Annotated in this window: 12 protein-coding genes and 1 pseudogene; 4 read left to right on the forward strand and 9 right to left on the reverse strand. The window is 63.9% G+C overall.

All coding sequences use genetic code 11. The annotated features are described in order from the left end of the window. A pseudogene (locus tag VNZ93_RS03115) lies at positions 1-87 on the reverse strand (glutathione S-transferase); the annotation flags it as partial. A gap of 163 nt (positions 88-250) precedes the next feature. On the opposite strand from VNZ93_RS03115, the gene VNZ93_RS03120 reads away from it, so the two are divergent. Further along, a complete protein-coding gene (locus tag VNZ93_RS03120; RefSeq protein WP_325699944.1) occupies positions 251-1,495 on the forward strand; it encodes a hypothetical protein in 1,245 nt (414 codons plus the stop codon). A gap of 76 nt (positions 1,496-1,571) precedes the next feature. Then, positions 1,572-2,768: an FAD-dependent monooxygenase gene (locus VNZ93_RS03125; RefSeq protein WP_325699946.1), complete on the forward strand. Its 1,197-nt coding sequence runs from the start codon at positions 1,572-1,574 to the stop codon at positions 2,766-2,768. Positions 2,769-2,777: 9 nt separating this feature from the next. Here VNZ93_RS03125 and VNZ93_RS03130 read toward each other — a convergent pair whose 3' ends face one another. From VNZ93_RS03130 to VNZ93_RS03140, 3 genes are read right to left on the reverse strand one after another with little or no spacing between them, the layout of a single operon-like run. Further along, a complete protein-coding gene (locus VNZ93_RS03130; RefSeq protein WP_325699949.1) occupies positions 2,778-4,895 on the reverse strand; it encodes an acetate--CoA ligase family protein in 2,118 nt (705 codons plus the stop codon). A gap of 31 nt (positions 4,896-4,926) precedes the next feature. Then, positions 4,927-5,673 carry an enoyl-CoA hydratase/isomerase family protein gene (locus tag VNZ93_RS03135; RefSeq protein ID WP_325699952.1) on the reverse strand — a complete coding sequence of 249 codons (747 nt, stop codon included), beginning with the start codon at positions 5,671-5,673 and terminating at the stop codon, positions 4,927-4,929. 41 nt (positions 5,674-5,714) lie between these two features. After that, positions 5,715-6,683 carry a tripartite tricarboxylate transporter substrate binding protein gene (locus VNZ93_RS03140; RefSeq protein WP_325699955.1) on the reverse strand — a complete coding sequence of 323 codons (969 nt, stop codon included), beginning with the start codon at positions 6,681-6,683 and terminating at the stop codon, positions 5,715-5,717. Between the two features lie 91 nt (positions 6,684-6,774). On the opposite strand from VNZ93_RS03140, the gene VNZ93_RS03145 reads away from it, so the two are divergent. Next, the gene (locus VNZ93_RS03145) at positions 6,775-7,551 is read left to right on the forward strand and encodes an IclR family transcriptional regulator (RefSeq protein WP_325699958.1); all 777 of its coding nucleotides are present in this window, start codon (positions 6,775-6,777) and stop codon (positions 7,549-7,551) included. 9 nt (positions 7,552-7,560) lie between these two features. Here VNZ93_RS03145 and VNZ93_RS03150 read toward each other — a convergent pair whose 3' ends face one another. Next, complete coding sequence (locus VNZ93_RS03150) at positions 7,561-8,604, reverse strand: hypothetical protein (RefSeq protein WP_325699961.1); 1,044 nt, start codon at positions 8,602-8,604, stop codon at positions 7,561-7,563. A 209-nt stretch (positions 8,605-8,813) separates the two neighbouring features. After that, positions 8,814-9,785: a TIM44-like domain-containing protein gene (locus VNZ93_RS03155; protein ID WP_325699964.1), complete on the reverse strand. Its 972-nt coding sequence runs from the start codon at positions 9,783-9,785 to the stop codon at positions 8,814-8,816. A gap of 170 nt (positions 9,786-9,955) precedes the next feature. Here VNZ93_RS03155 and VNZ93_RS03160 point away from each other — a divergent pair, with 170 nt between their 5' ends. Continuing rightward, a complete protein-coding gene (locus tag VNZ93_RS03160; protein WP_325699967.1) occupies positions 9,956-10,240 on the forward strand; it encodes a hypothetical protein in 285 nt (94 codons plus the stop codon). Between the two features lie 62 nt (positions 10,241-10,302). Here VNZ93_RS03160 and cckA read toward each other — a convergent pair whose 3' ends face one another. The 3 genes from cckA to fliR form a co-directional block, all read right to left on the reverse strand. Beyond that, on the reverse strand, positions 10,303-12,843 hold the full coding sequence (cckA, locus tag VNZ93_RS03165) for a cell cycle histidine kinase CckA (RefSeq protein ID WP_414709960.1): 2,541 nt from the start codon (positions 12,841-12,843) through the stop codon (positions 10,303-10,305). 87 nt (positions 12,844-12,930) lie between these two features. Beyond that, positions 12,931-14,001: a flagellar biosynthesis protein FlhB gene (gene flhB / locus VNZ93_RS03170; RefSeq protein ID WP_325699970.1), complete on the reverse strand. Its 1,071-nt coding sequence runs from the start codon at positions 13,999-14,001 to the stop codon at positions 12,931-12,933. Between the two features lie 9 nt (positions 14,002-14,010). Continuing rightward, positions 14,011-14,781, reverse strand: a complete 771-nt coding sequence (gene fliR / locus VNZ93_RS03175) for a flagellar biosynthetic protein FliR (RefSeq protein WP_325699973.1) — start codon at positions 14,779-14,781, stop codon at positions 14,011-14,013. Between the last annotated feature and the right edge of the window lie 46 nt (positions 14,782-14,827).

Below are 14,827 nucleotides of genomic sequence, written 5' to 3' on the forward strand. Positions count from 1 at the left end.
ATAGTCGGCTTCCGCCTCTTCCAGCGCGAGCCTCACGAACTCGCCGCGTCCCTGGATTTGCGGCCAGTAATACAATTCGTAGCGCATGGTATCCGCCTCCAGAGGCCGCGAGATTGCGGCACTACCACAATTTCAAGGCGTTAAAGATCAACCTTACCAGCCCTCGCATTCAGGTTAATGTTGGGCCCGGCTTGAAGCGGCTGTGGCCCCATGCCACGGCTGCCTCCGAGTAAGTGTTGCGGATCGTGTCATGTTCGGCGTCCCTATCGAAAATCTGATGTTCGGCGGCATCGGCTTCCTGCTGGCCTGGCTCACCGCACTGATGGTGTTGCCCGCCGTTCATAACCGCGCGATGCGGCTGGCGCGCGAACGCTATGACGACGTTCCGCTGTCGATGCAGGAAATCCGCGCGGAGAAAGACACGATCCGGGCCGGCTTTGCCGCCGCCACGCGCGACCTCGAATTGAAGATCGAGAAGCTGCGGGAAAAGACCATCGCGCATACGACCGACCTTGCGAAAAAGAACCAGCTCGTCGACCGGCTGAAGCAGGAGGTCGATACTGTCACCGCTGCTCTGCGCGAAAGCGAGACGCGGGAACAGGCCGCCCGCGATGCATTGCGCGAAGCCAGGAAGGGATTTGCCGACAAGGATGTGACGCTTGGCTCCGCCGAAGGCGAGATCTCGGCCCTGAAGCGGGACCTCGCCGCCAAGGAAGCGGAACTACGCGCCGTCGAGAAGGATCTCGCGGCGTTGCGAAGCGCAACGTCCGGCAAGGACTCCGCGTTGCAAGCTGCAGAAAAGGAAATTGCCTCGGTCACTGCGAGCCTGCGCGAGGCCGCCGCACGCGAACAGGCGGCGCGCGATGACCTGCATGACGCCAGACGCGGCTTCGCGAGCAAGGATGCAAGCCTCGGCGCATTCGAGATCGAGATTGCCGCGCTGAAGCGCGAACTTGCCTCACGCGATGAGACCATCCGAACAAGCGAGCGTGATCTCGCGGCGGTCCGCAGCGAACTCGCAGGCAAGGACGCCGCACTGACCCGCGCCGAGCGGGAGATCGCGGCGATCAAGGCCGAAATCGCCGCACTGACAACACTCGTGGTCCAGTCTGGCGCCAGCAAGGAGAGCAACCGGCAGCCGGCCGCACCACGACCTGTCGACGTCGTCCCCTTCGTTCCCGCGCCACGCAGCTTTGGTCAGCAGCAGCCGGCCCGCGAACCGGCCCGGCCGCAGCTCGTACAGGAAGATGCTGCCCTGCAGCCGCAGCATTCCGAAGAGGAGCGGCCGGCTGTGCGCGCACCGATCGACGTGGTGGTCCCGGCGGAGCGGCTGATCCCACCGACAATCCCGCAGGCGCCCCGGCACGATGACGATGCCGTCCGCAGCGCGATGACCGAAATCGCGGATGCGGCGCGCCGTCTCGATGAGGGCAACACCGGGCCTAACCAGCGGTTGCGCGCGGCCTATGCGCCGTTCATCAAGAACCCGACCTGAGCGCCGTTCTCTTTAGAGCTTGCACTCGTGTGGACGGAGTTGAAAACTCCGCTCTCCTGGAATGGCCGGCTCTGACATGTCTCCACATCCCCACATTCTGATTGCAGGCGCCGGAATCGGCGGCCTGACCGCCACACTCGCCCTGATCCGCCGCGGCTATCGGGTGAGCGTGCTCGAACAGGCGCGCGAACTTGCCGAGATTGGTGCGGGCGTGCAGATCTCTGCGAATGGCGCGCAGGCGCTGTTCTCGCTTGGTCTGGAGGCGGCGCTGGAGGCGGTGTGGTGCGAGCCCGCCGGCAAGGAAATTCGGCTGTGGAGCACCGGCGAGACCTGGAAGCTGTTCGACCTCGGCGCGGTGTCGCGTCAGCGCTATGGCGCCCCCTACTTCATGATCCACCGCGCCGATCTGCATCGCATTCTGCTGGATGTCGTACAGGCGGCAGCACCCGATGCGATCCGACTCAATTGCCGCGTCGCCGGCTTCGAGCAGACCGCATCGAGCGTCACCGCGATTTGCGAGGACGGTGCCCGGATCGAGGGCGATGCGCTGATCGGCGCGGACGGCGTGCATTCACGCGTCCGCAATGCGCTGTTCGGCCAGATGCCCGCGCAGTTCACCGGACTGATGATCTGGCGCGGACTTGTCCCGATGGAGAGTCTGCCGCAACGCATGCAGCGTCTCGTCGGCACCAACTGGGTCGGGCCCGGCGGCCATGTCGTGCATTACCCGGTGCGCGGCGGTACGCTGATGAATGTCGGCGGCGCCATCGAGCACGACGACTGGCGAGTGGAAAGCTGGACCGAGCGCGGCACGACGGAAGAAGCGCTGAACGATTTTCCCGGCTGGAACGAGGATGTGCATACCCTCATCCGCAACATCGAGGTGCCGTACAAATGGGCCCTGCTCGGACGCGAGCCGCTGGAACGCTGGACCATCGGCCGCGTGACCCTGCTCGGCGACGCCGCGCATCCGACGCTGCCGATGATGGCGCAGGGCGCGAACATGGCGCTTGAGGATGCCGTCGTGCTCGCACGCTGCCTCGATGCGTATGACGATGTGCCGGCGGCGCTGCAGGCCTATGAGGAGGCACGCCGCGAACGCACGGCGCGCCTCGTGCGCGCGGCGAACGACAATGCCGGCCGCTTCCACAATCCAGCGCTCGGCAACGCCGAAGGCGCCGCGCGCTACGTGGACACCGAATGGCAGGAAGCCAAGGTGAAGCAGCGTTACGACTGGGTGTTCGAATACGATCCGGTCACGACTGCCGTCTAGGTTCGATGCTCACGCCTTGAGTGTGCCTCTGCCATCCGCAGCGACCGCGCCCTGACCGGCAACGCGCACGATCAACGGGTTGATTTCGAGATCCTGCAGGCGGCCGCCGAGGTCATGCGCGAGCCATGACAGGCGAACGAGCGTATCAGCGACGGCATCGACATCGAGCTTCGGGCGACCACGAACGCCATCGAGGATCGGCCAGAGCTTGAGCTTGCGCAGGAGAGCTAAAGCGCGATCCTTGTCGAGCGGCGCGCTCGCAAGCTGGATGTCGCGCAGCACTTCGACCATGACGCCGCCGAATCCCACCATCACCTGCGGGCCGAAAGAATCGTCATGGCGGACACCCACAATGAGTTCGGCCTCGCCACGGACCATGTCCTGAACCACGATCGTCGGGTCGCCCGCTTCGCCCGCCGCTGCAAGCGCCGCCGCAACCTCGTTGAACGCACGGTCCACGGCGGGACCATCGGCGAGCGCAAGGCGCACAAGACCGAGGTCGCTCTTGTGCACGACATGCCGGCTGACGCCCTTGAGGACCACCGGATAGCCAATCGCATCCGCTGCCTTGACCGCATCCTGCGCGGTCCGCACGGCCTGATCGCGGGTCGTGGCGATACCGTATTGACGGAACAATTCCTTTGCCTCGGGCTCCGTCAGGAATCCTGACGGCAGCGTCGACCCGCGCGGTCCCGCGCCTCCTGGGCGGGCCGGTGCCATGCGCCCGGCAGCTGCAGAAAAGTCGCGCTCGCGGACCAGGAGTTCAAGCAACCGGATCGCGTCGTCAATGCGCGTCAGATACGGCATGCCCGATTGCAGCAATAGCTGACGGACCTCTTCGCCAAAGCGCGACGTATCCAGCACGAAAATTGCCGGCTTCGTCTGCCTGCGCCAAACCTCGATGACGACTTCCACGGTCTGCGGCATCAGCGGCTGCGGCGTCATGACGTAGATAAACGCCCCGGTATTGGCGTCATCCGCTACCGCATCGATCGCGTGCTTGAAAATGTGCGGCCCCAGCGCCCCGAAATGCGCGCCGAGGTCGACCGGATTATTCTGGTGCGTGCGCGGAAAATGCTTGTCGAGCTGGCTGTGCGTCTCTTCGGTCCAGACAGCCAAAGGAAGCCCCGCGACCGTCATGCGATCTGCGGTGACGGCGCCGCCCCCGCCCGACGACACCACCATGCCGATGCCGCCCGGCCCCATCCGCGGCGTGCGCGCCAGCACGCCGGCGACGAGGATCATCGCCTCGGGTTCGTCCATCAGCAGCACGCCGGTTTCATTGCACACCGTCTCAAAAGCGGCGTAGGAGCCGGCGAGGCTTGCGGTATGCGAACGGGCCGCAGCGCTGCCTGCTTCGGTTTGGCCGGCCTTTACGGCGAGGACGCGCTTGCCACGCGCCCGCGCGCGCTGCGCGAGATCCACGAAGCGCCGCGGGTCTTTCAGCGCCTCGATGTAGAGGCAAATGACATTCGTCTCCGTGTCCTCGATCAGCGCCTCGAAAAAATCGCACAATTCGAGATCAGCCTGGTTGCCGACCGTGATCATGCTGCTGAATCCGACACCGTGGTCGTAACCGAGCACGAACAGCGCGCCCATCAGCGCACCGCTCTGGCTCACGAAACCGACCGAACCGCGCGGGAGCTTTTCCGCATATTGAAGCGTCGGCGACGACGTCAGGCCCAGCGCATGCGTCGGCGTGACCATGCCGAGACAATTCGGGCCAACGAGGCGCATGCCATGACTCGCCGCGATCCGCACGATCTCGTCCTGAAGGGCTGCGCCGGCCGCGTCGAACTCGCCAAGCTGCGCGGTGATCACCACGCATGCGCCAACGCCTGCCGCCCCGCACTCCTCGATCGTTTGCCGCAACTGGGCCGACGGAACGGCGACGAGAGCCACATCAACCGGGCCGGGCGCGGCAGAGATATTCGGATACGCGCGCCGTCCGAGGATCGTCTCCCGGCCTGGATTGATCGGAAGCAGTTCGCCGGCATAACCGTGACGGACGACATTGTGCATGAAGCGCCCGCCAAATTTCGCGATGTCTTCCGATGCACCGATGATGGCGAGCGATTGCGGCTTGATAATCCGTTCGACCGGGATGCGGGGACGCGGCGCAGGCATTCAGACCTCAACAAACGAAACGGGAAACGGATCAGCGTCCGCGGAACGTCGGCTTGCGCTTTTCCAGAAAAGCGCGCGGACCTTCCTTGGCATCCTCGCTCTGCAGGACGCGGTTGATGGCCCGCTGGGTGTGGAACATCGCCTCGGGGCCGGCCTTCGGAAGAGCCGCGAGGGCCATGTCTTTCAGCATGCCCATCACCAAAGGCGCATTTGCCACGAGAATACTGGCCATCTCCCTGGCCGCACTGAGCTGTTCGCCCGGCGCGACCAGACGATTGACCAGCCCAACCTGATAGGCGCGCTCGGCGCTGACCGGCTCTCCCATCAGCATCAATTCCATTGCGACCTTGTGCGGGATGCGGGTTACGATCGACGACACCAACCCCAGCGCGACGCCGACCTTCGCCTCCGGATAGATAAAGCGCGTTGAGGTCGAGGCGATGCAAAGGTCGCTCATCGCGACGAGCGGCACCCCGGCGCCGATCACAAGGCCACTGACCGCGGTGATGATCGGCTTGGAAACCGGCACACCGAGATTTGGCACCCCCTGCCAGAATTGCGGCGGCGGATCATTGAGATCGGCTCCAGCAGTGAAGACATCGTCGCCGGCCGCCGTCAGGATCGCAACGCGCACATTGTCGCTTGCCGCAAATGTCTGCCAGGCGGCGTGCAGGTCTGCACACATCGCCGAGGTCAACGCGTTTCGTTTTGCCGGCCGGTCGATGGTAATCACCGCGATACCGTCGGCAACTTCGTAGCGGATGTATTTTTCGCTCATACGCTTTCTTTCAGGCCATTCACTGACTCATTAGCGCTGGATCACTGCGCCCCCTGCATGATGTTGGCGCGCTTGGCGATGTCTTCGAACTTCGCCTTGTAGGGCCCAAGCATTGCGGTGAATTCGTCCGGCGGCAGGAAACCGAGATCTACACCGACCGCTTCAAGCCGCGCCGCGACGTCCGGCTCCTTCGCCACTTCGGCCACGGCGTCCGCAATCTTATTGACGACCTCCTTCGGCATACCGGGAGGGCCGAAGAAGCCGAACCATCCGATCGGATCGAGATCCGGGAAGCCGGCTTCCTTGGTGGTCGGGATATCGGGATAGCGCGCAGAGCGCTTCGGACCGGTCATCCCCAGAACCCGTACCCTGCCGCTGGCCTGCTGGCCGAGCACAACCGGATCGAACATCACCTGGATTTGCCCGCCGGCGAGATCGGTCGCCGCGGCGGCGCTGCCGCGATACGGCACGTGCTGCATCTTGATACCCGACTGCAGCTGCAGCATCTCCATACAGAATTGGCCGAACGAACCGGTCCCGGCCGATCCGAAATTCAGCTTGCCGGGCATCGTCTTGGCATAGTCGACGAGTTCTTTCAGCGATTTGACCGGCAGATCCGAATTAACGGCAAGATAGGGGTAGGACACCGCAAGGCGCGCAATCGGCGTAAAGCTCTTCAGGACATCGTATTTTGCCTGCGCGCTGACGAGCGGCTGAACCACGAGCGCGCCGTTATTGGCGATCAGCAGCGTGTACCCGTCGGGCTCAGCGCGTGAAACCGCGAGCGAGCCGACGATGCCGGCCGCGCCCGGCCGATTTTCGATAACGATCGGCTGACCGAGCTTGGCCGCCATCTTGTCCGCGAACAGACGGCCGACAATGTCGTTGGTGCCTCCGGGAGGATAGGGCGAAATCATCGTGATGGGTCGTGTCGGCCATTGTTCCGCCCGTGCGCCCGAGATCATCGCGACGGCAGAAATAGCTATCGCAAGCAGAACGCCGCGCCTCATAACCTTTCCTCCTGTCTCATTATTTGATACATCGTCTTATTATTCGCAACGGTACGGACCGGGCTTTCCCAAGTCAACATCAGTTGCCCGTATGGAAACCACGCTGGCAAAAGGGCTGAAAATGCTGGAGGCCCTCGCGCGCAGCCATGGTCCGCGCGGCGTCAGCGAGCTTGGCCGCGAACTCGGCATGACGCGCAGTAACGCACATCGCCTGCTGCAGACGTTGAGCGCGCTCGGCTATGTCCGGCACGATCCATCGCTCGGCCAGTACGAGGCGACGCTGCGGCTGTTCGAACTCGGCTCCGCGGTGATATCGCGCCGCGACATCCGGACGATATCGCAACCGCTGATGCAGGAACTCCGGCAGCGCGTGGACGAAAATGTCATCCTCGCGGTTCGGGACGGCTGCGAGATCGTCATCCTCGATCGCGTCGAAGGTACGCGCACGCTGCGCACCTACACCCCGCTCGGGTCGCGCAATCCCATGCACAGCACGTCAGCGGGCAAACTCCTTCTCGCCCACGCTCCGGATGACATCGTTGGCACGGTTATGCAGTCTCTGGAGAAATTTACCGCGCGCACAATCGCGTCCAAGGCAAAACTGCTGGCCGAACTCGCCCGCATCCGTGCGCAGGGCTATGCCACAGCGCAGGCGGAATGGCGCGAGGATGTGGGTGGCGTTTGTGCTCCCGTCAGGCAAAGCGACGGCACCGTCGTGGCGGCGCTCGGCGTCTCAGGCCCGATCGGACGATTCAAGCTCGCAAATATCAAGGCGCATCTTCCGCACCTGCTTGCGACGACGCAGGAGATCAGCAAGCGGTTGGGATATCTGGAAGACAAGCGCTACGGCCTGACGATCGGTCGATAGCGAAACACCCTACTGCCCCGACAAGGTGCGGAGCGCGGCCGACGTGACCGCGCCCCCGACAACACATGGCAGCCCGAGGGCCACATTGCCGGTCGCTGCCGCGCCGATGCAGCCCAGCGCGATCGCACCCTCCCCGATCCGGCCCGCAGTCATCACATCACGCTTCGAGCCGGGCCCCTTACGCTTCAAATCCTCGATGGCGGCAAGCGCCTCCTTGCGGATCGCCGAAAGCTGCATGGTGTCGGCAGCGTCGGTGATCTCCTTGACGATCTTCGCTGTCTCCTTCGGTTGATGGCGGCCACTTTTCTTCAGCATGGCGAGCAGTTTCGGATCGCGCGCCGAATTGCTCGCGAGCGTGTATTTCGCCATCACGCCGACCGTGAGCTTTTCGACGCTGTCGCGATCCGTGGACCACGGGAGCATCTGGACGATCCGCAGGATCGGGCCGTAATCCGCCGTCGCGAAGAAGCGGCCCCACAACATGTCGAGCACTTCCGGGGACGCATCGAGCGCCCAATCGACCATCGGACCTTTCGGCTTTTCGCCGGTGAACAGCCGCTTGAATTTCTCGGAGGCCGACGGCGGCTTCTGCTCGACGGTCGCGCCAAGAGTGTGCAGCGATCCATCGATGAACTTCTGGATCATCACCTTACGCGCCGGCATCCGGAAGGCATGTTCGGCCAGAAGATGTTTCCAGTGCGGCAGTCCGGAATGTGCGATCGCGCGTACGATCGCCCAATCGTCCTCGGCATTGATCGGAAAGCTTTTCGCGATCAGGTCGCCGGCAATGTCAGGATTGGTGCCGATCACGCCGCCGATGAAGCCAACGAACACGCCGGCGCCTTCCGGATCGCGCAATCCGCCGAAGCGGCTCATGGCCTTGATCGCTAGCGGCAGGCGGTGCGGCTCCGGCTTGTGCCGGTAGCCGTTGATCCAGGTCAGCACCTCATCGGACGAGATGAAGTCGGCCGGCCGCTGTGGTGCACCAGCGGCGGCGAGCGGGATGAGGCCCGCGATCAGAAGAACGGCAGCAGCAGCAAGACGACGAAGCATGTCCCTCCCCCGGAACAGCGGGAGGAAACCAAGCGGGTTCGCCGATTTCATGTCGCTGACTTGGCAGGAATCCGCAGGGCCGCCGCAAAGCTGCCGCAAGCGTTACGGACCGGCGCTTGCCGCACCGCAAGCTAAAAACCCGGCGGGGATACCGCCGGGCTTTCGTCGTTCAAGGCTCTTGCAACGTCGCTTGCGCGCGTTTTCAGCGCTCAGGCTTGCTGGATTGCCGACAGCAGCCAGTCCCCGCCACGCGACCGCATGAAGGTCCAGAGTTCGGTGCGCTCGAACGGCTGCTTGTCGCCTTCCACCACCTGCCCGGTCGCGCGCTGCGTGGTGTAATCCACCGAGGAATACCGCATGGCGACGGTCGCGTATTCCTTGTCGTCCTCGCGCCAGGCTTCCGCGAGGTCGCCCTGCAGCAGCTTCACCTCGCCCACCGTGTTGACCACGCCGCGGCTGGCATTCTCGTTCAGCTCTTCGGCGAAGTAGCTCACGATCTCCGGCGTCGCGAGGGCCCGTAGCTTGCCGATATCCTCGGCCGAATAGGCCGCCTGGACGTCGGACAGACGCTTTTCGAATGCGTCGAAGTCATCGCCCGTCAGCTCGAGATTTTCGGTTGCACCACCGAACATCGGCGCGCCGCTGCCACCGCCGCCATAGGCAGGCTGCGGCGTGGATTGCCGCGCATAGCCCGCGTTGTCGCGCAGCGACGGACCGGACGCCGTGGCGTAGCCCGGCTGCTGACGGCGCTGCCACCACGCCCAGAGCAGGCGCGCGACGACCACGACCAGCACAACCTGGATCAGCAGGCCGAGGAAGCCGGCAAGCCCCGACAGACCGCCGAGCAATCCGTTACCGAACAGGAGCCCGAGCAGGCCCGCGCCGAGGAAGCCGGCCATCAGGCCACCCATGAAGCCCGGCCGGTTGAAGAAACCGCCCGCGGCGCCGGTCTGACCGACGGTACCCGGACGCTGCGCCTGAGGCTGCGTGACCGAGCGATTGATCGGGGAGGCCGCGTTCGGCGCGGTCTGAGTCGGAGGCGGCGCCTGGTAGGTCTTGCTGCCTCGGCTGCCGAATCCGCCGGATCGACGCGCGGCATCGGCGTCGATCACCGTTGCGGTCAGCAACGCAACGGCTGCAAGGCCGCTCAGGATATAGCGAAATTTCCACAAACCCGGCATCAGGTCCTCCCAGACCAAGAATTGGTGGCCATTATATAGGCAACCCGGCAACTGAAGATAAGTGCCCTACGTGGCTCCCAGGCACTGGAGCCTCGAACTCGTCTGACATAATAATGGGTGCGAAGCACGGGCGCGCGCGACAAGGAGCCGCGCAACTGGGGGAAGTACCGATGCAGATGCCGCGACTGAACCGGCCGACGGTCCGCGCAATCGCGATGGGGATCGTGTTCCAGGTCTTTTTCTGGGGTGGTTGGGGCGTGAAGGGCAACGACACCGGCGGCATCATCCCCTATCGCCCGGGCGCCGACGAGCAGACGCTGCAATTGGCGGGCGCTCACTGCATGCAGTACGGCAAGTACGCCGTCATCACGAGCGTGCATCCCTGGTACGGGGATTATATCGGCTTCACCTGCCGCCGCGCGGGACGTTGGGGGCCTGCCTATAACGGCTGGTAAGAGCTGCACGACGAGGTTGCCGCGGAAAGCGCGGCACCTCTCTCATGATCACGACCGTTGTCTCAAGACGCGAGCGTCTGCTTCACCTGCTCGACCAGTTGCTTGAGCGTGAACGGCTTCGGCAGGAACGCAAATTGTCCGCCCGGCGGCAGGTTCTTCTGGAACGCATCCTCGGCATAGCCTGACACGAAGATCATCTTCAGATCGGGATTTTTCTTCCGCATCTCCCGGAGCAGCGTCGGCCCATCCATCTCCGGCATCACGACGTCGGAGACGACGAGATCAACCTTGCCCTCGTTGCGCTCGAGTTCTTCCAGTGCCTCGACGCCGTTCGACGCCGTCAGCACCGTATAGCCGCGCGACGACAGGCCGCGCGCGTTCAGTGCGCGCAATCCGTCCTCGTCCTCGACCAGAAGCACGGTGCCGCGCCCGGTGAGATCGGCCTGTGCGACTTCGGCAAGATTGTTCGCAGCGGCGGTTGCACCCGCCACCGCCGGCTTTTCGGCGGATACCGGCTCTTCCTTCTCTTTCTCCACGATATGGCGCGGCAGGAAGATCCGGAACGTTGTGCCCTTGCCGAGTTCGGAATCGACGTAGATGAAGCCGCCGGTCTGCTTGATGATGCCGTAGACGGTGGAGAGTCCCAGACCGGTTCCCTTCCCGACTTCCTTGGTGGAGAAGAACGGCTCGAAGATTTGCGCCATCACCTCCGGCGGCATGCCGGTTCCGCTGTCGGTGACCTCGACCAGCACATAGTCCGCGTCCGGCATGCCCTTGTGCGCGGAGATGCGCGGATCGCCGGCTGGTACGTTGGTGGTTCGCACGGTGAGATTGCCGCCGTCCGGCATCGCATCGCGCGCATTGACCGCAAGATTAACGATCACCTGCTCGAATTGCGACAGGTCCGCCTTTACCGGCCAGAGGTCGCGGCCATGCACCACTTCGAGCTTCACCTTCTCGCCGATCAGGCGGCGCAGCAGGATGGTGAGATCCGAGAGCGACTCGCCGAGATCGAGCACCTGCGGACGCAATGTCTGCCGGCGAGAGAAGGCCAGAAGCTGCCGCACCAGCGACGCCGCACGATTGGCGTTCTGCTTGATCTGCATGATGTCGGCAAAGGACGGATCGGTCGGCTTGTGTGCGCCGAGCAGAAAGTCCGTCGCCATCATGATCGCGGACAGCACGTTGTTGAAGTCATGCGCAATGCCGCCGGCGAGCTGGCCGACGGTGTCCATCTTCTGCTGCTGCTTGATCTGGTTTTCCAGCGCGCGCCGCTCTGTCGTATCGAGCGCGTAGATGATCGCGGATTCAGCGTCCTGATCGCTATCCTCGTCGATAGCGGTGACGAAGAAGGTCGCGAAGCGTTCGGTCCCGGCTGACAGCGCCGCTTCGACCGGTTCGATATCACCCTGCCCCTGACTGGCCTTGGCGATCGCCTGTTCGAGCGCACCGCGTTCGCGTTCGGAAACGCCTAGGAGAATGCTGCGCTCGCGGTCAGCCCCCTTGAACATGCGGGCGAACAACGCGTTGGACCGCACGATCCGCCCGGACCGGTCGACGGTCGCGATCGCCATCGGCGTGTTGTTGAAGAAGCGCATGAAGCGCACTTCGGCAGCGCGCTGCGCATCCTCGTTCTCGCCGCGGGCGCGGTTGAGCACCAGCGTACGGGATGGGCCGGGCGTGCCATCGGCGCCGAACGCGACCTTGTGGAACAGCCGGACCGGAATCGAACGGCCGCCCCGGGTCTTGAAATCGAGATCGAGGACCTCGGTCTTCACTTCGCCGGGCATCGGCGGAAGCGCCAGCAGCGAAGCGCCGTCACCGGGCACGATGTCGCCGAGCTTCAGACCGCCGGAGCCGACCTCCGCAAGATCCTGATCGAGCCAGCTGGCTAGCGTCGCATTCAGATAGACGATGTTGCCCGACGCATCCGCCGAGAAGAAACCGGCAGGTGCATGATCGAGATAGTCGATCGCGTGCTGCAATTCCTGGAAGACGTTTTCCTGCTTTTCGCGGTCGCGCGTGACATCCGCCACGCTCCAGACCGTGGTGCGGGCCTTGAGCCCCTGCCCGCCCGGCCGCACGCGCAAGCGCAACCAGCGCCCCGGCTCGCCGCGGGCGCCACCGACACGAACCTCCTCCTGCAGGCGACGGCCTTCGCGCGCCGCCTTCAGCAGCCGGTAGACCGCTTCCGACACATCCGGATCGCCCAGGAAGACCCGCTCGATGGGACGAACCTCCCTCGCATTCGCGGCTCCGATGAGGTTCAGATAGGTCTCGTTGGCATAAAGGACACGGCCGCTGGCATCGGTGACCAGGATGCCGTCAAAGGCGCCGTCCACGAGCCCCTTGATCTCGGAATTGTCGCTCTCCTGCCCGGCGAAGCGCAGGATTCCCGAGGCGAGCGCGAACAGCGAAAACACCCCGACCGTGCCAAGCAGCGCCAGCAGGATGAGGATATATAGAGCTGCATTTCCGCGCCCGACCTGCAGCAGCCCGATTGCCGCCCCCACCAGCACAACCGCGATGACGAGCACGAGCCCGATGCTGCCACCGCGTTGCGACCGGTGAAGTTTCATCTCGCCCAAATCGGTTGCCGCCATGATTCCTGATGCCTCAAGCACAAGGTGATCCGCAAGGGGTAAGCACACGCGGTGGTCTCGGCCCGCCAGGGGCCAATGAGCCGCCCATCAATTCCTCAGCCCCTTCCGGAGCCGCATTACGAAGCCGATGACCTCTGCAACCGCGCGGTAATGTTCCGCCGGAATCTCTTGGTCGATCTCGACCGTCGCGTGCAGCGCGCGGGCCAGCGGCGGATTCTCGACCACCGGCACATCATGCGCCTCCGCGACCTCCCTGATTTTCAGAGCGATCGCATCCAGGCCCTTGGCGACGCAGACCGGCGCATTGTCGCCGCGCTCATATTTGAGTGCGACCGCGTAGTGGGTCGGGTTCATGATCACGACCGAGGCGTCCGGCACGGCCGCCATCATGCGCTTGCGCATGCGGGTCTCCCGGATCCGGCGGATGCGCGCCTTGATCATGGGGTCGCCTTCGCTCTGCTTGAACTCCTCCTTGATCTCGCGCAGCGACATCTTCTGTTTCTCGTACCATTGCCGGTACTGGAAGAAGAAGTCGCCCGCCGCGATGAAGGCGAGGATCACGACCACGAAGCCGAGCATCTTCAGCGCAAAGATAGAGGTGAACGGCAGGATCGCCGCAACGTCGAGGGTCACCAGCGTGTCGAGCCGGCTGCGCTCGGGCCACAGCAGCATCGCCATCACCGTGCCGAGCAGCGCGATCTTCAGGATGCCCTTGACGAAGTTGAGAAGCGCAATCTTGGAAAACAGTCGCTTCAGTCCGGCGGCCGGAGAGATCTTGGAGAATTTCGGCTTCAGGCTCTCGGTCGACCAGACAAGCCGGTGCTGGATCACGTTGCCGGCGATCGCGAACAGCGCGACCAGCAGGATCGGGATCGCGACGGCCGCAATCACCTCGACGCCGATATTGCTCGACAGACGAAGGAGACCCCGCCCGTCGGTGGGAATTTGATGCGCGTTGGCGATCAACCCCGCAAGCGTCCCTTTCAGGGTCGATCCCATCGAATTGGCGAACGCCATCAGCATGAGCGTTCCGCCCGCAAGGACGAACCAGGTCGAGACTTCCTGACTTTTGGCTACGTCGCCGCGTTCAAGCGCCTCGTCCAGGCGCTTCTGTGTCGGGTCTTCTGATTTCTCGTTCTCTTCGCTTTGCTCGGCCATCCCGTCACCTCAGGAATAGGGAGCAATCTGGCGCAGGATACCCGCCAGAAATTCGAGGAAGGTGCTCATCATGGCTCCGACCACCACAAGGAGGATGAGGAGGCCAAGCAGGATGGAAAGCGGCATACCGATGAAGAAGACCTGCATCTGCGGCATCAGCCGCGAAAGCACGCCGAGGCCGAGATTGAACAACAGGCCGAAGATCAGAAACGGCGCGGCAAGCTGGATCCCGACCTTGAACGCGCCCCCGACCGTATCTGTCATCAGCTTCGCCACGTCGCCGACCAGGATGGCCGTGCCGGGTGCGAAGATGCGGTAGCTGTCGTTCAGGGCCGCAATCACGAGATAATGCAGATCGGTCGCAAAGATCAGCGCCAGCGCCAGCATCGAGAGGAAATTGCCGACAATCACATTCTGCTGGCCTTGCGCAGGATCGACCGCGGTCACGAAGCCGAGCCCCATCTGCTGCGCAACCACCGCGCCAGCAACCTGCAGCGCCGACATCGACAACCTCGCCACGAGTCCAAGAATGGCGCCGATCAGCACTTCGTGCCCGAGCATCAACAGCACCGGACCGAAATCGCGCAGGTCGAGATTGTAGGAGTTCCGGTGCAGCGGCATGAACACTGCACTCAGCACCAGCGCGATGGTCAGCCGGACGCGGACCGGCATGCTCATTTCGCCGAGACCAGGCAGCAGCATCACCATCGTGCCGATGCGGGCAAAGACCAGCATGAAGGTGGCGGCGAGGACCGGGAGATAGGCGAGTTCGACCCGCATGGTTGTTCATCGCCGCTCCGGCAAGGCGTTCCGCCTTTGCCGCGCG

This window comes from Pseudorhodoplanes sp. (assembly GCF_035565795.1).
GTDB lineage: Bacteria > Pseudomonadota > Alphaproteobacteria > Rhizobiales > Xanthobacteraceae > Pseudorhodoplanes.

Excerpts from the sequence above, each read along its gene's own strand:
- VNZ93_RS03120 (WP_325699944.1), top strand. The coding sequence starts at position 251 with ATGTTCGGCGTCCCTATCGAAAATCTGATGTTCGGCGGCATCGGCTTC.
- VNZ93_RS03125 (WP_325699946.1), top strand. The coding sequence starts at position 1,572 with ATGTCTCCACATCCCCACATTCTGATTGCAGGCGCCGGAATCGGCGGC.
- VNZ93_RS03130 (WP_325699949.1), bottom strand. The coding sequence starts at position 4,895 with ATGCCTGCGCCGCGTCCCCGCATCCCGGTCGAACGGATTATCAAGCCG.
- VNZ93_RS03135 (WP_325699952.1), bottom strand. The coding sequence starts at position 5,673 with ATGAGCGAAAAATACATCCGCTACGAAGTTGCCGACGGTATCGCGGTG.
- VNZ93_RS03140 (WP_325699955.1), bottom strand. The coding sequence starts at position 6,683 with ATGAGGCGCGGCGTTCTGCTTGCGATAGCTATTTCTGCCGTCGCGATG.
- VNZ93_RS03145 (WP_325699958.1), top strand. The coding sequence starts at position 6,775 with ATGGAAACCACGCTGGCAAAAGGGCTGAAAATGCTGGAGGCCCTCGCG.
- VNZ93_RS03150 (WP_325699961.1), bottom strand. The coding sequence starts at position 8,604 with ATGCTTCGTCGTCTTGCTGCTGCTGCCGTTCTTCTGATCGCGGGCCTC.
- VNZ93_RS03155 (WP_325699964.1), bottom strand. The coding sequence starts at position 9,785 with ATGCCGGGTTTGTGGAAATTTCGCTATATCCTGAGCGGCCTTGCAGCC.
- VNZ93_RS03160 (WP_325699967.1), top strand. The coding sequence starts at position 9,956 with ATGCAGATGCCGCGACTGAACCGGCCGACGGTCCGCGCAATCGCGATG.
- cckA (WP_414709960.1), bottom strand. The coding sequence starts at position 12,843 with ATGGCGGCAACCGATTTGGGCGAGATGAAACTTCACCGGTCGCAACGC.
- flhB (WP_325699970.1), bottom strand. The coding sequence starts at position 14,001 with ATGGCCGAGCAAAGCGAAGAGAACGAGAAATCAGAAGACCCGACACAG.
- fliR (WP_325699973.1), bottom strand. The coding sequence starts at position 14,781 with ATGCGGGTCGAACTCGCCTATCTCCCGGTCCTCGCCGCCACCTTCATG.